A 24,078-nucleotide genomic window follows, 5' to 3' on the forward strand; every position below is an offset into this window, starting at 1 on the left:
CAGTGAGATGCTAAGCCAAATAGGAACGGCCTTCTTACAAGTAACTCTTTTATCTTTTGTACTAACAGCTGTACTATTACATATTGCTAAAAGAAAAAAGTGGCTCGATAAGGATCCACATCAAATTCAAGAGAGTCAAAAAAAAGTTGCCAGTTATGGTGGGATTGCCATATTTTTAAGTTTTTGGATCGGGTCTATTTTCACAATACCTCAATTATTATCGTCAAGTAATCAATTTTGGTTGTTCATTGCCTCGATTGTCATCCTAATCGTGGGGATTATTGATGATACGATTGAATTAAATCCGATACAAAAAACTATCGGGATTCTATTAGCTGCGAATCTATTGTATTTTAAAGCAGGCATTGAATTTTCTTCTGCATTATTACCTGAAGCGAGTCCTTTATTTTTTGAAATATTATCCTATTCTGCTACTATTATGTGGATTTATGCGGTGACCAATGCGGTAAATCTGATTGATGGCGTTGATGGTTTAGCTTGCTCAGTATCCATTGTCAGTTTAATTACCTTAATTATTACGACTTACTTTTTTAGTTTGTCCATTAGAATGGCATTTCTGACAATGTTAATCTTATTAACAGGTGCTATTTTAGGTTTTTTACCTTTTAATTGGGTACCGGCAAGAATCTATTTAGGGGATACTGGGGCTTTATTTATTGGCTTCATGTATGCTGCTTTATCGGTTTCAAATTTGAAAAATGCTAGTTTATTTTCATTAATAGTACCTGTTTTAATCTATATGGTTCCATTGTTTGATGCAAGTTATGCGATGATGAGACGATTCTTAACGAATAAACCGATTGGTCAAGCCGATCGCGAGCATTTACATCATCGATTGTTAAGATTCGGTTTTTCAAAGAGACAAGTGGTTTTATCAATGATTTGTATCACGATTATCTTTTCTTTAATTGCAATCTTTTCACATATCTGGCCTAATTATCGTGTAATTTGGTTAATCGTAACCGGAATCATTTTAATCATTTTAATGGTAACAATGAATAAATTATCTAAACAAAATAAATAGGAAAGGATGATAGAATGAAAATAGCTTATATTGTAGACAGTACGGCTGGATTAAAAGACGAATTAAAACAACATCCAGATGTTTATGTTTTAAATTTAACGATTAATTTTGCCAATGGCGATGTGTATGAGGATTCAACAGAAAATTCAAAAGTAAAAGCTTTTTATCAACGTTTAAAAGAAGAAACTCAATTACCCACTACTGCGCAACCGTCACCTGGTGAATACTACCAATTAATGGATCAATTAATAGCAAATAATTACCAAGCAGTCATTGTGATTAATTTGTCTAGTCAGTTAAGCGGCACTTTTCAAACATCGCAAATGGTTTTAAATGAATATTCAGATCGTTTAATGGTCACAGCGATTGATTCAAAAGGCACTTCTGTTGTAATTGAGAATATGTTAGAACAGGCGTTAGAGATGCAAAATATGGGGCTTACTTTTGAAGAGATTAATGAAAAATTAAATTGGCTAGCTGAAGAATCTCATATTTATATGGTCATTGAAGATTTGAATAACCTAGTAAAATCAGGACGCTTATCATCTGCCAATGCTTTTTTAGGGTCCTTACTGCAAATAAAACCATTATTAGAATTTACTGATACGGGAGCAGTTCAAGTAATCGAAAAAATTAGAACAGAGAAGAAAGTTTATAAGCGTTGGGAAGAAATTGTTGAAAATGCATTGCAAAAGTTTCCTAATGGCATTCATTTAAGATTTGCTCATGGAGACGCTTATGAAGCGGTCGCAGCTGTTCAAGAAACAATGAAAAAGAAATTTCCTCAAATAAAATCCTTTGGCATAGGTTATTTGACACCAGTAGTAGGCGTACACGGTGGAAATGGTGTCAAAGGAATGGCAATAATTCCTGTTGCAACTCATTAGGAGGGATCAATTGTCCGAGAATTTTCGTACTATTTTAAAAGAATTTGTTTCTGAAATGGAAATAAAAAAATCACGCTTTATAACTTATTTGGTCCCTGTTAAGACTGAGGCCGAAGTTGAAGAAAAATTGAAAACTATTCGTAAAGAACATCATAAAGCGAATCATCACTGTTCAGCCTTTGTAATAGGGGAAGATTTTTCCATTCAAAGAATGAGTGATGATGGCGAACCTAGTGGCACAGCGGGCGTACCAATGTTAGAGGTGCTAAAGCATCATCAATTAACCAATATATTGGCTGTGGTAGTTCGCTATTTTGGAGGTATCAAATTAGGGACTGGCGGATTAATTCGAGCTTATGGTAATTCAGTGAGTGAAGCTTTAAAAGAGGCAGAAATCGTCGCTAATATTAGTCAGATGCGGATTTCTTTAATTATTGGTTATCCTTCAGTAGATACTTTTAATTATTTTCTCAATAAAACCGAGCATCCTATCACTATCCTTGATACAATATATACCGACCAAGTCAATTATCAATTAGCTGTTAATATCGAAAGTGCAAAAACAGTAGAAGAAGAGTTAATTTCATTATTTAATGGACAACTGACTTGGGAAAAAATTGGTGAAGACACGGTCTATATTCCAATAAAAAATAAATCATAAAGAGGAGGTAATCAATGAAAACTGCATTAATTGTCGATAGTGTAGGCTATCTGTCTGAAGAATTAAATTCACTATCAAATGTTTATACAATTGATTTAACAGTTAATTTTAGTGATGGCACTGTCATCAGTGATACCTGTGAACCAGCACAATTAAAATCATTCTATGATCGTTTAAGTAAAGAAACTCAACTACCTACCACCTCTCAACCACAAGTAGGTAAATATTATGAGTTGCTTGATCACTTAGTAGCTGAGGGATATCAAACCGTTTTTTGTATTCATTTATCAGCAGGGATTAGTGGTACTTATCAAACCGCGGTAATGGTTACCAGTGAGTATCAAGATAAAATACAAGCCTATTGTATTGATTCCAAGGGAGCTTCTGTGACGATGGAAGGTCTAGTAAGAGCGGCTTTAAAAATGATTGATCAAGGAGAAGACTCTTCACTTATTGCGAATAAATTAAATTGGTTGGCTAATGAAAGTCGTATTTATTTAATGGTTGAAGATTTAACCAACTTAGTAAAAGGTGGCCGATTAACTGCCACAAGTGCCCTCTTAGGTGGTGTATTACAAATACGACCATTACTCTATTTTGATCAAGAGGGTAAAATTGTTTTGTTTGAAAAAATTAGAACCAATAAACGAGTGTTTAAGCGGTGGTCTGAATTAGTTCAAGAAGCAATCGACAAATATCCGAAAGGGATTAGTATTGCTTTTGCGCATGGAGACGCGTATGACGAAATTAAAAAGGTTGAAATGCAAATTGTTGCTGAGCATCCAGGAATCACCTCTTCGGTTTCAGCTTTGGGACCTGTAGTGGGAACTCATACAGGACGAGGAACAAAAGGTATTGCCATTATTCCAAATATTGAAAATTATTTATAATATATATTATAGCGCTGAATTAACATCATAATTTCTAGTGCTCTTTCTATCCTCGTCATAGTAAACGACTCATGATTTTCATATACAAGCTGTCAGCTAAGGAAACCTCGGTATTAATACCTAGGAGGAATTAGCGAAATAGACAGCTCTTTTTGTTGATTTTACTAGGTTATCGTTAATGTTTTCACTAAATAGATGGTATAATGTATTTAAGAGGAAAGAGGTGACAAGATGCAGTTAACGAAAACGATTAAAGTGCAATTATACCCAAGTGCTCGTGATATTGAAAAATTCGAAGAAACCCAACAACAGTTTTTAAACGCTTGTAATTTTGTTTCGACATATATCTTTGACCATGACTTTGAATTAGGTCAAGCGACTTTGCATAACGCCTTGTATCGTCAGATACGTCAGGATTTTGGACTGCAATCGCAAATGGCCCAGTCCGTGATGCGTACGGTAATCGCGAGATATAAGACCGTGAAAACACAGTTTAAACAAAAACCTAAGCGTTATAAAGATATCCATACAGGTCAATATCATACGCTATATAAAGACCTTTACCATTTAACGAAACCCCTAGGGTTTAAGCGACCAGTCGCTGTGTTCGTACGTAATCGTAACTACGCTTATCATCAAGACGACACCTATTCACTGACGACCAATCAAGGACGAATTAAAGTGTCTTGTGATAAGCAACATATCGCTTATCTTCAACAATTTAGCCAAAATGCTTACAAGTTCGGTCAAGCTGAATTACTCTGTCGTAAGGGTAAGTGGTTCTTACACGTGTCCGCCAGTAAAGAGATAGACAACCCAGATGAAGCTAATATTCAACGGATTGTAGGCATTGACCGTGGTTTAAGACAGATACTAACGATTGCGGATGATACAGCTCATACTACCTTCTATTCGGGTAAAAGCTTGATAAAGAAAAGACGGCATTTTAAGAAATTGCGCCAGTCCTTACAAGCGAAGAACACCAAATCAAGTCGTAGACGCCTTAAAACAATTGAAAGACGAGAGAACCGCTGGATGAATGATGTGAACCATCAATTATCAAAGACACTCGTTGACCGATACGGGGCCAATACCTTGTTTGTGATGGAAGATCTTACGAACGTTACTTTTAACACGACTCACCATCGTAAGCAAGATGCACGGTATGAACACCATTCTTGGCGATTCTTCGATTTTGAAGAAAAGTTAATGTACAAAGCTTTAGAAAGTGGTTCGCAAGTTTTAAAAGTATCCGCACAATTTACGTCCCAACGTTGTCCAAAATGCGAATCAATTGATAAAGCGAATAGACAACAAGATAAGCACTTGTTTACTTGTCAGAATTGTGGGTATCAATCAAATGATGACCGTGTGGCAGCTATCAATATTCAAGAATTGGGTCACCGATATCTGTCGAGTGAGAAAAACCCACGGTTTGAAAAAGTTGTGCCAATACAAAATTATTAAAAATAAAACAATATACGGTAAGTGTCTACAGACTGCTTATTGATGGGGTGCCAGTCAACCATCCCTTAGTGTCTTTAAACGGTTGGAGATATTACATCGTTTGTACAACCACCATGTTTAGGACAAACTCTCTGTTTTAACAGAGAGTAGTTGATGTTGTACTTATAGGAATTGCATAGAGCTGTTTAGTTCGGGAGTGGGTTAGTTGAAGGTAAGTTATTTTTTTACTTCACTCTCATTCCTTTTTTATTTTTTATCTTTATATTTTAGATAGCGGTAGAATTTTTTAACGCTTTAAGGTATGATGAAAAGGTAAATAAAAGCATAATTTTAAATGGATTAGATATTTAGGAGGGATTATGTGTCCACAAGATTAGAAATAGGTTTATATACTTTAGGAGAACATGTTGTAAACCCTCATACCAAACAATTGATTACGCCACAAGAACGGATTAAAAATATTATTGAAATGGCACAATTAGCCGAACAAGCTGGTTTTGACATTTTTCAAGTAGGAGAATCACATCAACGCAATTTTATTAGTCAAGCCCATTTAATTATTTTAAGCGCGATTGCTCAAAGTACTAAAACGATTCGCTTAGCTTCAGGTGCTACCATTATAGGCGTAGCTGATCCAGTAAGGGTATACGAAGCCGCATCAACAATTGATTTACTATCAGATGGTCGAATGGAATTGGTATGTGGAAGGTCTGCTCGGACGGGTCTCTATGAGACATTAGGATTTGAATTAGCTGATTACGAAGCCTTATTTAATGAAAAATTTGAACTTTTAAAATTAATCAATCAACGGGAAGTTGTTAACTGGACCGGTGAACATCGTGCTCCTTTAAATAATGTTCCTGTATTACCCCGTGCTCTTCAGGAACAAGGATTACCAATTTGGCGAGCTGTTGGCGGAAGTTTAGAGTCAGTAAAACAGGCTGGTCAGGCAGGGGATCCAATTTATGTATCGCACTTTAGTGGGGATTTAAAACATTATCAATTATTAATTGATCAATATCGTCAGTCGTTAAACCATGAAGGCTTTGAACCAAGCCAGTTCCCATTAGCTGTTGCAAGCTATTTATTTGTGCGACCTGACACATCACAAGCAATTGATGATTACTATCCATTTATCAATGAGGGTTCCATTACGGTGAATGAACAAGGAATTGAGAGAAAACAATTTGAAAAAGCTAAAAATCTTGATTCAGTCATTAATGTCGGAAGCCCAGAATTGGTAGTAGAAAAATTAATTAAACAGTATGAAGAATTGGGAATGACTCGCTATATTGGACAAATCGATTTTGGTGGCATGCCATTTGAAGAAGTTAAACGGACGATTACCTTATTGGGCGAAAAAGTAATTCCTGAAGTAAAAAAATATACAACTAAATAAGATAGAACTCTTGTCTCGATGAAATGAAAAAATCATTCATTGATTCAAGAGTTTTTATTTTTTTCACGTATTTACTTATAAAGAAGGTGAAGAAATGGAAGTAGCATTAGCCGGCAGACAATTAAGTGTGTCTGATTTAGAAAAATTTCAAATATTAGTATCAGAGTTGGAACACCAAGTGACTCTTTTCGAAAAAATTCCAGCCATCATAAAATTAAAGAACAATCATTGGCAATGCCAACGCTGTGGGAATCAGACCAAGTTTAAACAACTTAATAAAGAGAGGGTTTATTGTATAAATTGTTTACAATTAGGAAGAATAAGTTCAGCAGAATTTTTGTATCGCATTCCAGCCTATCAACATCAAGTTGACGATAGTCCACTCCTTACTTGGCGCGGACAACTTTCTGATGAACAACATCGAGCATCAACAGCTATGTGTAACAAGCTTCATCAGTATCAAAAAATCCACATTATTCAAGCAGTAACAGGTGCGGGTAAAACAGAAATGATTTTTAAAGTTATTGAGAAAGTATTACAGCAAGGAGGCAGAGTAGCGATGGCTTCGCCTAGAATTGATGTTTGTTTAGAATTAGCACCACGTCTACAAGAAGCTTTCAAGACCGTGAAAGTCATCACGCTTCATGGGACCATGACAGAAGCCTATCATTATACCCGGATTGTCATCGCGACCACCCATCAATTATGGAAATTTTATCATGCTTTTGACTTAATTATTGTCGATGAAGTGGATGCCTTTCCCTTAGCGGGAGATGATAGCTTACATTTTGCGGTCAAAAATGCGGTGAAAAAGGAAGGAAAATTAATTTATCTAACAGCAACACCAGATAGTTATATTGAGAAGTTAATAAGGCAAAAAAAGGCTGAAAGAACGATTTTACCTGCACGATATCATCGTTATCCACTTCCAGAACCACAATTTATTTGGATTGGCGATTGGCGTCAACAAATAATGCTAAAACAGTCTTCAGGATCCTTAATGGTTAAAATAAAACAATTTTTATTATTAAAAGGTGTAAAATTGATATTTATGCCTGATATTCTTTTAGCTGAAGCTTTATATGAATGGCTACAAGCAGAAGCACTTGCTAACAAAATGGCTGTTGTTCATGCGAAAGATTATTTGCGCAAAGAAAAAGTACATCAGTTACGACAAGGAGAATTATCTACTTTAATCAGTACCACAATCTTAGAAAGAGGTGTGACTTTTACAAATTGTCAGGTCATGATTATTGGTAGTGAGGATCGAGCTTATAGTAGTTCGGCGATTATTCAAATGAGTGGTCGTGTTGGGCGCAAACCGAATTATCCTACAGGAGAACTATGGTATGCGCATTATGGTATTAGTGTATCAATGATTAAAGCTCGTCATAATATTAGGAAAATGAATCGTCTTGCTAGAAAGATGGGACTACTTAATGATTGATGAAATAACCCATTGTTTAAGATGTCAAGATCCGTTACGTCAACAATTAAGTTGGCAACAAATTTGGAGTTTTACTACCATTGAGTGGCCATCATGTTGTGAAAGCTGTCAGTCAAAATTAAAAAAATGTGCTACTAAAGGAGTCTGTTGCTACTGTCAACATCCACTAATAAAAGTTGATGAAACAATTTGTTTCGATTGCCAACAATGGTTAAAGTTATATGATGAAAACTATTTAAATCATCGTTCTATTTTTGAATATAATGATTTTTTTAAAGATTGGATTCGTGATTATAAATATTTAGGGGATATCAGACAAGCACAAATCATGCTACCAATTTTGAAAGAATACTATTATCAATATTCAAATTATACATGGACTTATTTACCCAGTTCACCGCAAAATTATAAAAAAAGAGGGTTTAATCAAATACAGGTTTTGTTTGAATTAGCCCATATTCCTTATCAAGAATTATTCGATTATAATATTCATCAGCCAGGACAGAGTCAGGCTAAGAAAAATAAAAAAGAACGATTGAATTTAGTGCAACCCTTTATAATCAACAATGAAAAGTTAGAGACAAAAAATATTTTAATCGTGGATGATGTCTATACAACGGGAACCACCCTAATTAGAGCGAAAGAACTGTTATTTCAACATTCAATTGAACGATGTTTAAGTCTTACTCTGGCACGTGATAGTTTAATATAAACAATAATATTATGAAAATATTTGAAAACTATGCGATAAAATATTTGATTACGTTTCCAAAAAATTAAAAATGTGGTATAATATGTTAAAAGCTAGCCAATGCTTTTTAACAATAGTAAAAGAAGTCATTGAGAAGAAAGCTCCTATTTTTAGCGGAATCAAAATGATGAATTTACTCATTGTAACTTTATATGAAATGAGGGATTTGTATGTTTACGTATAATGTTCGTGGAGAAAATATTGAGGTTACTAAAGCAATACGAGATTATGCAGAAAAGAAAGTTTCAAAATTAGAACGTTTCTTTGATGATGTACCTGAAGCAACAGCGTATGTTAATTTAAAAGTTTATCCTGATAAAACTGCAAAAGCTGAAGTAACGATTCCACTATCATTTTTAGTATTGCGTGCAGAAGAAACCACTCCAGATTTATATGCAAGTATTGATTTAGTTGTGGATAAATTAGAAAGACAAGTACGCAAATATAAAACAAAAATTCATCGCAAATCTAGAGAACGTGGATTTGATGGATTGGCAACACAATTTGTTGCAGAAGATGTAAAACCTGAATCAGAAACTGAATTAGAGATTGTACGTTCAAAACGTGTGAATTTAAAACCAATGGACAGTGAAGAAGCAGTATTACAAATGAATATGCTTGGACATGACTTTTTTATCTTCACTGATGCTGAAACAGATGAAATTAACATTGTGTACCGTCGTAAAGATGGACGTTATGGTTTAATTGAAACAGCTTCAATGTAAGTAAATTAACTAATTAAGGATGGGAAAACGAAAGAATTCATAGGAGTTCATTCGTTTACCATCCTTTTCTTATGTTATAATCTAAAATGAAAATGAAGATTAGGAGGATTTTATGAATCAAAGTCAGAAGAAAATTGTGACATTTATCTTCGCTATGGTAATAGGGCTAATTCTGGTTCTTAACGTACCAATGGCTTATTTTATAGGTCTCATTTTATCATTTATTATTTTATTTGGTCAAAATCATCATGATGTGATGAATATAGGTAAAACCCATTCTATGGGAAAACCAGTAGATTTTTTCCCTATTATTTTAGTCGGTTATTTGATTGCCGGCATCATTAGTTTCTTTGTTTAATCTAATTCAAAGCAAAATAATGTGAAAAGCTAAATGATGTGCTAAGATATGTTTAAAATAGAAAAAATGTTTCTATTTAGATAGCTTTAATGATATAATGAGAGAGTGAATGTATAATTTTAATTGAGATTATAAAAGATAAAGATTGATTGACAAAGGAGCTATGAATTAATGGCGAATATTCTGAAAAATATGTTTGAAAATGACAAAGCAGAATTGAAAAGAACAGCAAAAATTGCTGATAAAGTAATGGAATTAGAACAACGTTACAAGGATATGACCGATGAAGAGTTACGTGGTCAAACTAATATCTTTAAAGAACGTTTATCTAAAGGTGAGACCCTTGATGATATTACCGTTGAAGCATTTGCGGTGACCCGTGAAGCAGCAAGACGTGTTTTAGGGTTATTCCCTTATAAAGTACAAATTCAAGGTGGGCTTGTTATCCATAATGGTGATATTGCCGAAATGAAAACCGGTGAAGGTAAAACATTAACCGAAACAATGCCTGTTTATTTAAATGCTTTAACTGGAAAAGGGGTTCACGTTGTAACGGTTAACGATTATTTAGCCACACGTGACTCAAAGGAGATGGGTGAAGTCTTCCGTTTCCTAGGCCTAACAGTTGGTTTAAACTTGAACAGTATGTCAGCGGCGGAAAAACGTGCGGCTTACAATTGTGATGTGACTTATTCGACTAATAATGAATTAGGCTTTGACTATTTACGTGACAACATGGTTGTTTATAAGCATCAAATGGTTCAACGTCCTTTACATTTTGCGGTAGTGGATGAGGTAGACTCTATTTTAATTGATGAGGCTCGTACACCTCTAATTATTTCAGGCCAAGCAGGTCGTTCAACGGCTCTTTATTCACGTGCTGATTATTTTGCAAAAGGATTAAAAGAAGAAGAAGATTATACTATTGATTTAACTTCTAAAACGATTGCCTTAACCGATACCGGGGTTGATAAAGCGGAACGTGTCTTCCGTTTACCAAATCTTTATGATGTTAATAATACGGCTCTAGTTCACCATATTGATCAGGCGTTACGTGCCAATTACATCATGATTCATGATATTGATTATGTAGTTGATGAAGGTAAAGTAAAAATCGTCGATCCATTTACAGGACGTATTATGGAAGGACGACGTTATTCTGATGGCTTACATCAAGCGATTGAAGCAAAAGAAGGCGTCGAAATTGAAAATGAATCCAAAACAATGGCGACCATTACTTTCCAAAATTATTTCCGTATGTATGAAAAATTATCCGGAATGACCGGGACTGCTAAAACAGAAGAAGAAGAGTTCCGCGAGATATATAATATGAATGTTGTTTCAATACCGACCAACCGTCCAGTTATTCGTGATGATGCAGCCGATTTATTATATCCAAACTTAAAAACCAAATTCCGTGCAGTCGTTAAAGACATCAAGGAACGCCATGAAAAAGGGCAACCGATTTTGGTGGGGACAGTTGCGGTGGAAACCAGTGAATACTTATCGCGTTTACTAACACAAGAAGGCATACCACACGAAGTGTTGAACGCTAAAAACCACTTTAAAGAAGCGGAAATCGTGATGCAAGCAGGGCAACGTGGTGCTGTTACGATTGCAACGAACATGGCTGGTCGTGGTACTGACATTAAATTAGGTAGTGGTGTAAAAGAAATAGGCGGTTTATGTGTAATCGGAACAGAACGCCATGAATCACGTCGTATTGATAATCAATTACGTGGACGTGCGGGTCGTCAAGGAGATCCAGGTGCTTCTCAATTTTATTTATCTTTAGAAGATGATTTAATGCGTCGCTTTGGTTCAGATCGTGTCCAAGCTGTTTGGCAAAAATTAAATATGACTGAAGATGAAGATGAGGATGTAGCAATTCAAAGTAAGATGTTATCACGTCAAGTTGAATCAGCTCAAAAACGTGTTGAAGGTAATAACTATGATACCCGTAAAAACGTTCTAGAATATGATGAAGTCATGCGTGAACAACGTGAAGTTATTTATGGTCAACGTTTACAAGTTATTCAAGAAGAAGGTAGCTTAACTCCTTATATTAAAGCAATGATTAAACGTACGATTCAAGCCCAAGTAGATTATGCTACTGAAGGTGAAAAGAAAACATGGAATTTAGAAGGCTTATTAGAATTTTCCCACAATTCATTATTCCATCCAGACAAAATTTCATTAGCTGACTTACAAGGTAAATCACCAAAACAATTGGTTGATTATTTATACGATAAAGCATCTAAAGCGTATGATGAAAAGATTCAAACCCTTGCAACACCAGAACAGGTCAATGAGTTTGAAAAAGTAATTACCCTTAAAGTGGTAGATGCGAAATGGACAGATCATATTGATATGATGGATCATTTAAGACAAGGTGTCGGATTACGTGCTTATGCACAAACAAACCCATTAACGGAATATCAAACTGAAGGTTATGAACGATTCCAAGAGATGATCGCTGCAATTGAAGCGGATATCACGCGTTTTGTTATGAAGGCTCAAATTAGACAAAATGTGGAACGTGAGCAAGTGAATAATCCTGCAGCTCGTCCAGCGCCTAGTTCAGCACCAAAAGATGCGATTAAATAATATTATTATGTGAAGACAGGTGGAGCATATTAAGATTATGCTTTTCACGACCTTCTTAACAATCTAAAAGTGCAGTGGTTGACTGACTTAAAACAAAGTTCGGTTGGACGGGTTTTAAAAACGAGTCAACTGTGAGGGGTGGGCTGTAGAAGCGAAAATCACAGATTTTCAACTTCTAGTCCACTCTCTTTTTCTAAAGAAAGGAATATTAATTACCGATGGAATTATATGAGATTAAACAGTTTATGACAGAAGCCGAAAAACAGATAAATAGTTTTAGGGGGTCTCTTTGACTTTGATGCATTAGAAGCCGATATTGCAGATTATGAGCATCAAATGACGGATGCCCATTTTTGGGATGATAATGAACAAGCTCAAAAGACTATTAATTTATTGAATGAAGCAAAATCTACTTATCAAACTTTTAAAGGATTAGAAGGACAGTTTGAAGAGATTTCAATGGCAGTCGAACTATTTGAAGAATCTGATGATCATGATTTAATGGAAGAAGCAATTGAACAAGTAGGTCAGTTGAAAAAAAGTTTAACGAATTATCAATTGAAATTATTATTATCAGAACCACATGATGCCTCGAATGCTATTTTAGAGATTCATCCCGGTGCTGGTGGGACCGAATCACAAGATTGGGGTAGTATGTTATTAAGAATGTACCAACGTTGGGCAGACCAAAATGGTTTTAATGTGAGTATGGTAGACTATCAAGATGGTGAAGAGGCCGGTATTAAAAGTGTGACTCTGGAAATTGAAGGGCATAATGCTTATGGATATTTGAAATCAGAAAAAGGTGTCCATCGTTTAGTAAGGATTTCGCCATTTGATTCGAACAGTCGTCGACACACCTCGTTTTGTTCAGTTGAAGTCACACCGATGATTGATGATACGATTGAATTAGAAATCAATCAAGATGATTTACGGATTGATACTTATCGAGCATCGGGAGCTGGAGGTCAACACATTAATAAAACCAGTTCGGCAATCCGAATCACGCATATTCCAACTGGCATTGTAACACAAAGTCAATCTCAACGCTCACAATTTCAAAACCGTGATTTGGCAATGAAATTATTAAAAGCAAAACTCTATCAATTGGAGGAAGAAAAAAAGGCCCAAGAAATTGCGGAATTAAAAGGAGAACAAAGTAAAATTGCTTGGGGTTCACAAATTAGATCGTATGTTTTTCACCCTTATTCAATGGTAAAGGACCACCGTACCAATTATGAGACGGGTAATGCTCAAGCAGTAATGGATGGCGATTTAAATGAGTTTATTGATGCCTATTTAAAATGGCGTATTCAAGATCATCGAGAAGAATGACAATGATTTGATACTCGTTTGACAAAAGATAATAATATTTTTATGTTAAACTAAATGAGAAAATACCTGAAAAGGAGAAAATGATGATAGAACTAACGAATGTAACGAAGCAATATCCTAATGGTATTAAAGCATTAGACAATATCACCTTACGTATTGAGCAAGGTGAATTTGTTTATTTAGTCGGACCAAGTGGTTCAGGAAAATCAACTTTTATGAAATTACTTTATCGCGAAGAAGTTCCTACGAAAGGACGGGTTCAAGTAGGTAAATATCAAATGCCTAAAATGAAGGACAAAGAGGTCCCTTTTTTAAGACGTTATGTAGGAGTTGTTTTTCAGGATTTTAAATTATTACCCAAACTAACCGTTTATGAAAATGTTGCTTATGCAATGGAAGTCACTGGTAAGAAAAGTAAAGATATTAAGCATCGAGTCAATGAAGTGTTAGAGCAAGTAGGTTTAAGAACGAAAGTCAATCAGCTACCAGAAGAATTATCTGGTGGAGAGCAACAAAGAGTGGCGATTGCTAGGGCAGTCGTTAATAAGCCCGCTATTCTAATTGCCGATGAACCGACTGGTAATTTAGATCCTGAGACCGCTCTAGGAATTTTGAAATTATTGGAAGATATCAATAATTTAGGCACCACTGTTATCATGGGAACACATAACGAAACATTCGTTAATGACTACCGTCATCGTGTATTAGAATTGAACCGAGGACACTTGGTTCGCGATGATTATAAGGGGGAATACGATGATCATCATTAGAAATTTCTTCCGTCATGTTCGTGATGGTATCCGGAATTTATTTAGAAATGGTTGGATGACAACCGCTTCCGTTTTTACAATGGCTTTAACCTTGTTTATGATAGGAGGGCTCGTCTTACTTTTAACCAATATTGAAAAGATTACTTCAGATGTTGAATCCAGTATTCAAATTCGCGTAATGATAGATGCTGCCGCCAATGAGCAAGATGAAAAATTGTTAAAAGAAGAAATTCAAGCGATACAACATGTTAAGACGATTACGTATCGGACTAAAGATGAAGAGCTAGAAGCCTTAATCGAAAATGTAGGGGAAGAATTTGCTCTCCATGAAGGCGATGCAAATCCTTTATTAAATGTATACGTTGTAGACGTAGATGATGTTGACAACATTAGCGAAGTTGCCAATCAGATTAATGACTTAAAGTATGTTTCAGAAGCGAATTACGGTGCTTTAACAGCAGATAATTTATTCAAGCAGATTGATGTCTTACGTTATATTCTCGCTGTGATTGCGGCTATTTTAATTGTAGTAGCGGTATTATTAATTAGTAATACGATTCGTCTTACAATCTTTGCCAGACAGACAGAAATTGAGATTATGCGTTTAGTAGGAGCCAAAAATAGCTTTATCCGAGCACCCTTTGCTTACGAAGGAGCTTTTATCGGTATTTTGGGCGCAGGCATTGCCTTTGGTATACTCTATGCTATTTACGAAGCTGTTCGTCGCGTACCGGGACAAATTTTTGGAATGGTAAATATCCAATTTTTACCAACGATGCCATTATTGATATATATTGGAATCGGCATATTGATTATAGGAATCATTTTAGGTATTTTTGGAGCCCGTCGTTCGATGCGCCAATTTTTAAGAATATAAGATAAAAAACGTTGTGAAGCAGAAAATGGTTCACAACGTTTTTTATAGAGTTATTTTTTACGTAATTCGGTTAAAATGTCTTGTAATAATTCAGTTTCAGTTGGTGCAGCCGGACCTTCTTCAACAGGTTTAGGTCTTTGAACTTTTTCTAAACCTTTAATAACCATAAATAAGAAAGCTGCGATTAAAAGAAAATTAATAATAGCTTGAATAAAGTTACCAACACCTAAAGTAGTGTTTCCAATTTTTAAAGCAATACCTGAAACGTCAGCTTGACCCGTGATGGCGACAATGATTGGCATAAAAATATCTTCAACTAAACTAGTAATAATTGCAGTAAAAGCAGTACCCATAATAACAGCAGTTGCTAATTGTAAAATATTATCATTAGCAATAAACTCTTTAAACTCTTTCCACATTTTTTCCCCTCCTAAATTCTTCAATGTGTGTCAACTATACCATAAATTTGAAATAATTTCATTTAAAAAGGTGCCAATCCTTATTAATAAAGATTATAAATTTACTTTGTAATATATTTTTCAATAGGGTAGTCATTGGGATTGATATCCCATTGTCCATTCATTATCAACTGACTCCATTGATATCCTAAATAAGGACCACTAGTGAGACCAGATGAGCCGAGTCCAGAAATGGCCCATAAAGTATGGGTTTCGGGTACTTGTCCTACTAAAACGGAATAATCAGACGTATAAGCACGTGTTCCTACACGTGTGGATTTAATCTGATACTGATCAATACTAGGTATCCATAATTTAGCTTCAGCTGTTAATTCTTTTAATTTTGAAGCATCAACGGTCAGGTCAAAACCTTGATCATCCTCGTGAGTAGCACCGAGTACAATTTCCCCTTTTTTATTAGGGATAATATCTATTTTTCCTGGGGGCATAATAACAGGCCATTGGTTATTTTGCCATTGATTATTTTGAATCGTATAGAGCTGTCCTTTTTGAGGTCGAATATCGACTGTGTATCCTAAAGGATTTAATAAATTGGGTAACCACGCTCCTGCTGCTAATAAGATTGCTTGAAATTGTTTTTGTCCTAAAGAAGGTGAGGAGAGTGTATCGGGTGATCTTAATTGAGCTGTTTCATAGTAGATCGTCCCACCTAATTTTTGAATAGCGGCATGTAAGGTGTTGATTAAACCAAGTCCATCTACACGGGCGCCACCTGTCACAAACGTAGCATTTAAATTTGTTTCCAATAGGGGACAGTAATCTTTTAGATTATCATTCCAGACAGTCTTAACTTCTTGAATAGCTGGAGAGTCTTTTCTTTTTTCTTTCGCAGCTTTCTGGTCACGATTCAAGGCTTTTTCTGATTTGCGAATGAGTAACGTTCCTTGTTCTTCAAAAATGTTAGCAACATCAAATGAATCACTGGATAAATCCGCTATAAGTTGACGATAAAATTCAGCGCCTTTTGACACAAGATGATACCAAGGTTTATTGCGTCTTTGACTAAACCATGGACAGATAATTCCGGCAGCTGCTTTGGTAGCTTGACCTGTCCCTTCATCGAAGAGCGTGACATGGTAACCAGACCTCGTTAAGTAATATGCAGCGGTAGATCCAACAATACCACCACCAACAATGGCGATTTGTTTCATTATTTTGCCTTCTTCCTTTATTAATAGTTAGATTTATTTTATCATAAAGACAAAGTAAAAACTTAAAAGTTTTTGGATCTAAGTCATTTAGTTTATCGCGAAGTGGTTAAATGGCCTCAATCAAGTCATTAAGACACAGTTTGAGACCACTCAATATGCGGGGGTGGGCAGACGAAGGACAATCATTTGGTTTTCTACTTCTTGTCCACTCCCAAAACGAAACCCATTTTTAAAGAGTCCGAAATCCTAAAGAGATAGAAATGAGGAGGCTAGAACAAAACTTAAAAAATCGTTTAGTTTGAACGATTTAATTGATAGCACAAAAGTTAAATGGCCTCAACCAAGTCATTAAGACACAGTTTGAGACCACTCAATATGTGGGGTGAACAGACGCAGTGAAAATCAGCTAATTTTCTACATATTGCCTATTCCCTCCTAAATTTTTGAATGTTAATAATCAGTCATCAGATAGGTTGTTAAAATTGATATTGTTGAATATATTTTTTAATAATCGGATGGTTAAATAGGGAATAAAGGATGGCAGTGTTTAAAAATAAAGAAATAGTATTTTTTATAATACGCATTCCCATGAATACTTCCCAAGCTTTTCCAGTCATCATTCGAACCCATAAAGAACCGAGACCTAAATTTACGAATAAAGTAATAACAAGCACTACTAAAAAGACTCGTTTTAAAGTAATCTTTTGACGCCAAAAACCATAACCATAAATGAAACCTCCTAAGGCTGCACTAAGTGTGTAACCAAAAAAGAAGTTCTGGCCGGTCAAGAGGGCACCAATAATATCGTTGAAAATCCCAATAATAAGTGCGTACCATGGACCAAATAGAATTCCTGATAAACCAGCACCAATGAAACCAAAACCAAATTGAACAAAAGGTTCAATTTTCACTGATGGTAAAAATCCCAATGCAATTCTTAAGCCTAAAATAATTCCTAAGAGTGAAATTTGAAAAGCAGACAATTGATGTCGCTTATTGTTAAATATTTTTTCCATAAAAACTCTCCTTTGAGACAGAGAGCTACAATTAAGCAGCGAATGCGAGAAATTACCGCGAGCATACTCTTCGTCTAACAGCAACATTCCATCTGATAGCACTTAACGCAATTTCTCTACTCTGTTATAGTATTTTTGATGACTGATATAAGTAATATACCATTAAAAACATTATAAGTATAGAGGAGGCTTGTAGTTGACAGTTCAACATGCGAGAGTTTACACTCATTTTATGAGGTGAAGAATATGAATGAAATGATTAAAAAGCAATTAAATCATCGGACAATTCGTTTTTTTAAAGATAAGCAAGTAGCGCCAGAACAATTGAATACTATTTTAGAAGTGATCAATCAAACCGCTAGTAGTAATGCATTACAAGCTTTTTCAATTATTCGAGTAACTGATCAAGAAAAGCGATCTAAGCTAGCTGAAATCACTAAACAAGCCTATATTACAAAAGTACCAGAATTATTTATTTTTGTAATTGATAACTATCGTAATGCTACTATTGCCAAAGCCAAAGGATATCAAGGAGAAAGTTATCGTTCGATGGACTTTTTCTTTCAAGGAGCAGCCGATAGTTATTTAGCAGCCCAAAATGCTACCAATGCCATTGAAGCATTGGGAATGGGGGCTGTTTACTTTGGAAGTATTTTAAACGATGCGCAAGCAGTAGTTAATTTATTTAATTTACCAGAATTAACTTTTCCTATATTAGGACTTGGTTTTGGTTATCCAGATGATGAACCACAATTAAAACCTAGAATGAATCTTAAGCTAAAATTAGGTGAAAATGAGTATCCAAAACGAGATGATATAGTAGTTGATTTAGCGGCTTATGATCAACAGATGCAAGAATATTACGATACTCGTGATAAAAATCGCAGAGTAGATAGTTTTACCAATCAAGTGGTAGCCAAATATCAATCCGCACCAAAATTAAGAGCGGAATTATTACGTGTTGTTCAAAGACAAGGATATCAATTGAACCTTGAGTAGAAAAATTACAAAATGAGAGAGTTAGTAAGGATTTTGAAGATTGCTGACTCTCTATTTTTTTATTTAAATCATTAAATCGCACTCCTATGTGGACAAGAACACTGATGGTTGACTCTTTATTTTTGTAGTTTAAATCTTCGATATTTGAATATAAAGTTAAGCTAGCTTTTAAATAAAGAAATAGTTACATTTAAAATGAATATAGATAAAATAAAGAGGTTGATATTCATCTTGATTTCAGTTAAAGTTATAATGGTGTGGAACATAAAATGTTTCACGAAAAGAGAGGGGTTATTTTGATGAACCAAGAATTATTTATCGCGATGCTAAAGGACAAAGGAATTGAATTAACACCTACTCAAATTGACCAATTTGAAACATATTATCAATTATTAGTTGAGTGGAATGAAAAAATTAATTTAACAGCGATTACTGAAAAAGAAGAGGTCTATCTCAAACATTTTTTTGATAGTATTATGGTACTTTGGGAATTGCCATTAGCAGATTATCAAATTAAGCTAGTAGATGTCGGAGCAGGCGCTGGTTTTCCAAGTATACCGTTGAAAATTATTAAGCCTGAGCTTGACATTACGATTATAGATTCTTTGAATAAACGAATTAATTTTTTAAAAATCCTAACCGAACAACTCGGTTTAGAAAACGTTAAAGCATTACATGGTAGAGCCGAAGGTTTTGGTCAAAATCCTGATTTTAGAGGACAATTTGATATCGCAACAGCTAGAGCAGTCGCTTCATTGAATGTGCTATCAGAATTTTGTTTACCATTAGTAAAAAAAGGTGGCTATTTTATTGCATTAAAAGCGGCCAAATCGGATACTGAATTACAAGAAGCTCAAAAAGCCATTTCTGTTTTAGGGGCTAAATTAGAAACAGTTGTAGAGGATATTTTGCCTTTTGAAGAGAGTGAAAGAACCTTTATTAAAATAAGAAAAACCTTGGATACGCCGAAGAAATATCCAAGAAAGCCAGGAAAACCATTGAAACAACCAATTAAATAAAGGAGGAAATACATAATGGGAAAAATGATTGCAGTGGGTAATCAAAAAGGTGGAGTTGGTAAGACAACTACTACAGTAAACTTAGGAGCAGCTTTAGCTGCATTAGGGAAAAAAGTTTTGATTATTGACTCAGACTCCCAAGGAAATGCTACCAGTGGGTTAGGAGTAGAGCGAGCAGATGTTATTAATAGTCTTTACGAGATATTAGTCGATGAAATCCCAATGGAATCATGTGTTCTTCCAACCTCTAGAGCAGGACTGTATATAGTGCCTTCAACCATTCAATTAGCAGCAGCAGAATTAGAACTCGCGAGTGTTCCCAACCGTGAATCAAGATTAAAAAATGCGGTCGAACCACTTCGTGATCAATATGATTATATATTGGTAGATTGCCCGCCTTCCCTTGGTCAATTATCGATTAATGCCTTCACAGCAAGTGATACGATATTAATACCTGTCCAAGCTGAATATTATGCATTAGAAGGCTTAAGCCAATTACTCAATACGATTCGTTTAGTGCAACGCAGTTATAATCCAGATTTTCGTATTGAAGGTGTTTTACTGACAATGTTAGATGCCCGCACCAATCTAGGGTATGAAGTGGTTGAAGAAGTTAAAAAATATTTCCAAGAAAAAGTATATAATACCATTATTTCAAGAAATATTCGTTTATCAGAAGCACCCTCTTATGGACAATCAATCATTGACTATGATCCACGTTCAAGAGGAGCAGAGATGTATACTGAATTAGCAAAGGAGGTTTTAGCAAATGGCTAATAAAGCTAAAAAAGGCGGGTTAGGCCGTGGAATGGATGCCTTGTTTTCAACTTTTGAAGAAACACCTAATGATAATGAAGTAGTAGTTGAATTAAAAGTTTCCGATATTCGAAGCAATCCTTATCAACCTCGTAAAAATTTTGATGAGAAAGCTTTACAAGAATTAGCAGACTCAATCAAACAGTCTGGTGTTTTTCAACCGATTATAGTACGTCGTTCAACTATTAAAGGCTATGAATTGATTGCAGGTGAACGAAGAGTTCGTGCTAGCCAATTAGCTGGTAAAGAGACAATACCTGCCATTGTTCGTCAAATTGATGAAGAACAAATGATTGAAATTGCTGTTTTGGAAAACTTACAACGTGAAGACCTCAGTCCAATGGAAGAAGCAGAAGCATATAATGTATTAATGGAAAAATTGAAATTAACCCAAGCTGAAGTTGCAGAAAGAATGGGTAAAAGTCGTCCCTATATAGCCAATTATTTACGTCTATTAGCACTACCAGAAACAGTCAAAAAATTGTTAAATGATAATTCACTTTCAATGGGACAAGCTAGAACATTACTCGCTTTAAAGGATAAGAGTAAAGTGGTAGCTATTGCAGAAAAAGTAGTAAAAGATCAGTTAACGGTGAGACAATTAGAAGAATTGGTTCAAAGTTTAAATGAAAAAAAAGATGAACCTCAAAAAAAAGATGAGAAAAACAAGCCAGCAAGTAAGCCAACACATATTTTAGCAGTAGAAGAAAGAATGCAAGAATATTTTGGGACTTCAGCTACTGTGCATCAAAAAGGGGACCGTGGTAAAATAGAAATTGAATTTTTATCTCAGTCCGATTTAATCAGAATTTTAGATTTATTAAATATTCATTTATAGGAGCATTGAATGGAAAATAAAGTATATGATAAACTAGATATCGTTGAAATGCGCAAACCACATGCTTGTCAAACGAATCGTTGGCAAATAATTCGTATGGGCATGGATATTCGTATCAAATGTGAACATTGTGGGCATATTGTTACGATGACACGACGAGATTTTGAGAAAAAAATGAAAAAGATTCTTCAAAAACATGAAGAACAAGTGAGTGAATAGAAAGAGAGTGAAAGAATGGCTTTAACAGCTGGAATCGTTGGATTACCAAACGTCGGTAAATCAACCTTATTTAATGCAATTACAAAGGCGGGAGTAGAAGCTGCAAATTACCCCTTTGCTACAATTGAACCTAATGTGGGGATGGTAGAAGTGCCTGATCATCGTTTGAACGATATTACTAAATTAGTACGCCCTAAGAAAACCGTTCCGACAACATTTGAATTTACAGATATTGCCGGAATTGTTAAAGGAGCAAGTAAGGGCGAAGGCTTAGGTAATAAATTTTTAAGTCATATCCGTCAAGTAGATGCTATCTGTCAAGTAGTTCGTTGTTTTGATGATGGCAATATTACACATGTATCTGGAAAAGTTGATCCGATTTCCGATATTGAAACCATTAATTTAGAATTAATTTTTGCTGACTTAGATACTGTTGAAAAGCGAATGGCTCGAGTAGCTAAAATTGCTAAAACAAAAGATAAAGATGCCGTAGCGGAAATGGAAGTTTTAGAAAAATTAAAAGAGGCATTGGAAAACAATCAATTGGCTAATACCGTTGAATTTTATGATGAACAATTACCATATGTCCATAACCTCTTTTTATTGACTCGCAAAAAGATGTTATATGTCGCAAATATTGGTGAAGATGAAGTAGCTGACCCTACTGGTAATCCATATTTAGCACAAGTAGTGGCATTAGCTAAAACTCAAGACGCTGAAGTTGTACCTGTTTGTGCACGATTAGAAGAAGAAATTGCCGAGCTAGATGATGAAGAAAAACAAATTTTCTTAGAAGATTATGGTATGACGGAATCTGGTTTAGATCGTCTAATTAAAAAAGCCTACAGTTTATTAGGATTAGCAACCTATTTTACAGCAGGTGAGCAAGAAGTAAGAGCCTGGACTTTTAAAGTAGGAATGAAAGCCCCACAAGCAGCAGGCATTATTCATTCTGATTTTGAACGTGGATTTATCCGTGCAGAAACATTATCTTACGATGATTTAATGTCATATCAAAGTGTCGCAAAAGCACGTGAAGCAGGTAAATATCGTTCGGAAGGTAAAGAATATGTAGTCCAAGATGGCGATATTATGCTTTTCCGCTTTAACGTATAATGGAGGAAGAATCGATGACAGAAAAATTAAATCAAAATTCAGAATCTGAAATGAAAGAAAATGTAGCAGAAGCAATTACTGAAAGCACCTCCCAGGCAGAGTTAGAGCCAGCAGGAGCAATGGAAGAAGCTCAACAAAATGGTGAGTTATCATCAGATTATAAAGAACAATTAGCAGATAACAATGAAAATCAATCATCAATTATTCCGGGGATAAACTTAGCTACATTTAATCAGATAACTAAGAAAAATCAACAATATTTATTATCTGTTGAAAAACAATTGGAAAGTATCGATAAGGAAGGAACTACTTTTAAAGCAGTTATTAATGAAATTGCAGATACTTTAATTCAAGGCCAAAAAACCGGACAAACTGCGAAACATTTGTATGGAACGCCAACCGAATGTGTTGAAATTATTAAGCAACAACATTTTCCAACTGAAAAAGTTGATGATAATACACCATCTGAACCTTGGAAAATTGGGCTTGACGGTGCCTTATTATTAGGATCAATTTATACCTTAATGACCGGTTTATCATTGATGACTTCTAAAACTCCAAGTATTACTGGAATTGGCTTATTAACTTTAATTGTGAATTATATTGTAGCTGGGTTTGCAATGTTATTAATAGCAAGAAATTTACCAAAACCTGATGCACCTAAGGGAGAAAAAGGATATTTTAAATATTTTGGAATGTCAACTTTAGCAATGATTAGTTGGGTGGCTGCAGTCAGTTTAGTAACAGCTTTTGCGCCAAGTATCATTAATCCTATTTTACCGCCTGTTGCCTTATTAATAATAGGTGCCGTTACTATGATAGCGCGATTTTACATTAAAAAAGTATTGAATATTAAAGGTGGCGTATTCTAAAGACGCATGAATGATGAGACTAAGCAGAAACAGAATTTTTGCTTGGTCTCATCTTGTTATTTATATGAAGAGGGTGAGAAGTATAAAATATGGATGTTTCCTATAAATTTGCTTGAATGAAAAGGACATCCAAACATGCGATGAATCCTTTTTACTTCCTGATCACTCTCGACTATGTTGGGGAGGATAAACGAAAATTATTTAATTTTCAACTTGTTGCCCACTCATGAAAGTATTTGCTAAGAAAAAATTTATAGATTATGTCCAATATAGAATGGAAAATGTTTTTTGCAAAATCGAAAGATAATCATTAAAATTAAATTAAATTTCGTTT

General features: G+C 35.0%; 24 protein-coding genes and 1 riboswitch. Of the genes, 21 read left to right on the forward strand and 3 right to left on the reverse strand.

The genetic code is table 11. The features are described 5' to 3' along the window. Window positions 1–7: 7 nt before the first annotated feature. The 14 genes from CYJ72_RS06765 (at window position 8) to ftsX (ending at window position 15,219) form a co-directional block, all read left to right on the forward strand. A complete protein-coding gene (locus CYJ72_RS06765; protein WP_066126331.1) occupies window positions 8–1,045 on the forward strand; it encodes an MraY family glycosyltransferase in 1,038 nt (345 codons plus the stop codon). Between the two features lie 14 nt (window positions 1,046–1,059). Continuing rightward, window positions 1,060–1,932 (forward strand): DegV family protein, encoded by an 873-nt coding sequence (locus CYJ72_RS06770; RefSeq protein WP_066126329.1) that lies wholly within the window; start codon window positions 1,060–1,062, stop codon window positions 1,930–1,932. 10 nt (window positions 1,933–1,942) lie between these two features. Beyond that, the gene (locus CYJ72_RS06775; protein ID WP_066126327.1) at window positions 1,943–2,593 is read left to right on the forward strand and encodes a YigZ family protein; all 651 of its coding nucleotides are present in this window, start codon (window positions 1,943–1,945) and stop codon (window positions 2,591–2,593) included. Window positions 2,594–2,607: 14 nt separating this feature from the next. Then, window positions 2,608–3,483: a DegV family protein gene (locus CYJ72_RS06780; protein WP_101812891.1), complete on the forward strand. Its 876-nt coding sequence runs from the start codon at window positions 2,608–2,610 to the stop codon at window positions 3,481–3,483. 231 nt (window positions 3,484–3,714) lie between these two features. Further along, on the forward strand, window positions 3,715–4,950 hold the full coding sequence (locus CYJ72_RS06785) for an RNA-guided endonuclease TnpB family protein (protein ID WP_101812890.1): 1,236 nt from the start codon (window positions 3,715–3,717) through the stop codon (window positions 4,948–4,950). A gap of 361 nt (window positions 4,951–5,311) precedes the next feature. Beyond that, the gene (locus CYJ72_RS06790; protein ID WP_257876891.1) at window positions 5,312–6,349 is read left to right on the forward strand and encodes an LLM class flavin-dependent oxidoreductase; all 1,038 of its coding nucleotides are present in this window, start codon (window positions 5,312–5,314) and stop codon (window positions 6,347–6,349) included. A gap of 94 nt (window positions 6,350–6,443) precedes the next feature. Continuing rightward, a complete protein-coding gene (locus CYJ72_RS06795) occupies window positions 6,444–7,796 on the forward strand; it encodes an ATP-dependent helicase ComFA (RefSeq protein ID WP_284628806.1) in 1,353 nt (450 codons plus the stop codon). Next, window positions 7,789–8,508 carry a ComF family protein gene (locus CYJ72_RS06800; RefSeq protein ID WP_284628808.1) on the forward strand — a complete coding sequence of 240 codons (720 nt, stop codon included), beginning with the start codon at window positions 7,789–7,791 and terminating at the stop codon, window positions 8,506–8,508. The genes CYJ72_RS06795 and CYJ72_RS06800 overlap by 8 nt, the downstream gene beginning before the upstream one ends. A 209-nt stretch (window positions 8,509–8,717) precedes the next feature. Then, window positions 8,718–9,272: a ribosome hibernation-promoting factor, HPF/YfiA family gene (gene hpf, locus CYJ72_RS06805; RefSeq protein WP_066126250.1), complete on the forward strand. Its 555-nt coding sequence runs from the start codon at window positions 8,718–8,720 to the stop codon at window positions 9,270–9,272. A 112-nt stretch (window positions 9,273–9,384) separates the two neighbouring features. Next, a complete protein-coding gene (locus tag CYJ72_RS06810) occupies window positions 9,385–9,630 on the forward strand; it encodes a hypothetical protein (RefSeq protein ID WP_066126249.1) in 246 nt (81 codons plus the stop codon). Between the two features lie 171 nt (window positions 9,631–9,801). Continuing rightward, entirely contained in the window at window positions 9,802–12,237 is a 2,436-nt protein-coding gene (gene secA, locus CYJ72_RS06815) for a preprotein translocase subunit SecA (RefSeq protein ID WP_066126247.1), read from the forward strand. A gap of 218 nt (window positions 12,238–12,455) precedes the next feature. Then, window positions 12,456–13,572 (forward strand): peptide chain release factor 2 gene (gene prfB, locus CYJ72_RS06820; RefSeq protein ID WP_101812885.1). Its coding sequence is split into 2 segments (ribosomal slippage): window positions 12,456–12,527 and window positions 12,529–13,572, totalling 1,116 coding nucleotides; the frame shifts between segments, so codons are not numbered across the junction. 83 nt (window positions 13,573–13,655) lie between these two features. Further along, a complete protein-coding gene (gene ftsE, locus CYJ72_RS06825) occupies window positions 13,656–14,342 on the forward strand; it encodes a cell division ATP-binding protein FtsE (protein ID WP_066126244.1) in 687 nt (228 codons plus the stop codon). Further along, the gene (gene ftsX / locus CYJ72_RS06830) at window positions 14,329–15,219 is read left to right on the forward strand and encodes a permease-like cell division protein FtsX (RefSeq protein WP_284628820.1); all 891 of its coding nucleotides are present in this window, start codon (window positions 14,329–14,331) and stop codon (window positions 15,217–15,219) included. Before ftsE ends, ftsX begins: the two co-directional genes overlap by 14 nt. 50 nt (window positions 15,220–15,269) lie before the next feature. Here ftsX and mscL read toward each other — a convergent pair whose 3' ends face one another. The 3 genes from mscL to CYJ72_RS06845 all read right to left on the reverse strand — a co-directional run bounded on the left by mscL (window position 15,270) and on the right by CYJ72_RS06845 (window position 17,865). Continuing rightward, entirely contained in the window at window positions 15,270–15,638 is a 369-nt protein-coding gene (gene mscL, locus CYJ72_RS06835) for a large conductance mechanosensitive channel protein MscL (RefSeq protein WP_066126243.1), read from the reverse strand. 101 nt (window positions 15,639–15,739) lie between these two features. Next, window positions 15,740–16,849 (reverse strand): NAD(P)/FAD-dependent oxidoreductase, encoded by a 1,110-nt coding sequence (locus CYJ72_RS06840; protein WP_066126154.1) that lies wholly within the window; start codon window positions 16,847–16,849, stop codon window positions 15,740–15,742. A 476-nt stretch (window positions 16,850–17,325) separates the two neighbouring features. After that, complete coding sequence (locus tag CYJ72_RS06845; protein ID WP_066126155.1) at window positions 17,326–17,865, reverse strand: folate family ECF transporter S component; 540 nt, start codon at window positions 17,863–17,865, stop codon at window positions 17,326–17,328. Between the two features lie 34 nt (window positions 17,866–17,899). After that, a riboswitch (THF riboswitch) is annotated at window positions 17,900–17,991 on the reverse strand. A 120-nt stretch (window positions 17,992–18,111) separates the two neighbouring features. On the opposite strand from CYJ72_RS06845, the gene CYJ72_RS06850 reads away from it, so the two are divergent. From CYJ72_RS06850 to CYJ72_RS06880, 7 genes are all read left to right on the forward strand, one after another. Continuing rightward, window positions 18,112–18,864: an NADPH-dependent oxidoreductase gene (locus CYJ72_RS06850; protein WP_276645953.1), complete on the forward strand. Its 753-nt coding sequence runs from the start codon at window positions 18,112–18,114 to the stop codon at window positions 18,862–18,864. A 299-nt stretch (window positions 18,865–19,163) separates the two neighbouring features. Further along, entirely contained in the window at window positions 19,164–19,883 is a 720-nt protein-coding gene (gene rsmG, locus CYJ72_RS06855; RefSeq protein ID WP_284628826.1) for a 16S rRNA (guanine(527)-N(7))-methyltransferase RsmG, read from the forward strand. Window positions 19,884–19,898: 15 nt separating this feature from the next. After that, on the forward strand, window positions 19,899–20,660 hold the full coding sequence (locus CYJ72_RS06860) for a ParA family protein (RefSeq protein WP_066126161.1): 762 nt from the start codon (window positions 19,899–19,901) through the stop codon (window positions 20,658–20,660). Beyond that, window positions 20,653–21,537: a ParB/RepB/Spo0J family partition protein gene (locus CYJ72_RS06865; protein WP_066126162.1), complete on the forward strand. Its 885-nt coding sequence runs from the start codon at window positions 20,653–20,655 to the stop codon at window positions 21,535–21,537. The genes CYJ72_RS06860 and CYJ72_RS06865 overlap by 8 nt, the downstream gene beginning before the upstream one ends. A gap of 9 nt (window positions 21,538–21,546) precedes the next feature. After that, window positions 21,547–21,756, forward strand: a complete 210-nt coding sequence (locus CYJ72_RS06870; RefSeq protein ID WP_066126163.1) for a DUF951 domain-containing protein — start codon at window positions 21,547–21,549, stop codon at window positions 21,754–21,756. A 15-nt stretch (window positions 21,757–21,771) separates the two neighbouring features. Further along, entirely contained in the window at window positions 21,772–22,872 is a 1,101-nt protein-coding gene (ychF, locus tag CYJ72_RS06875; protein ID WP_066126165.1) for a redox-regulated ATPase YchF, read from the forward strand. 14 nt (window positions 22,873–22,886) lie between these two features. Further along, window positions 22,887–23,744, forward strand: coding sequence for a DUF1129 domain-containing protein (locus CYJ72_RS06880; RefSeq protein ID WP_066126167.1), 858 nt, complete (start codon window positions 22,887–22,889; stop codon window positions 23,742–23,744). Window positions 23,745–24,078 lie beyond the last annotated feature (334 nt).

This window comes from Globicatella sanguinis, from assembly GCF_002847845.2.
Lineage (GTDB): Bacteria > Bacillota > Bacilli > Lactobacillales > Aerococcaceae > Globicatella > Globicatella sanguinis.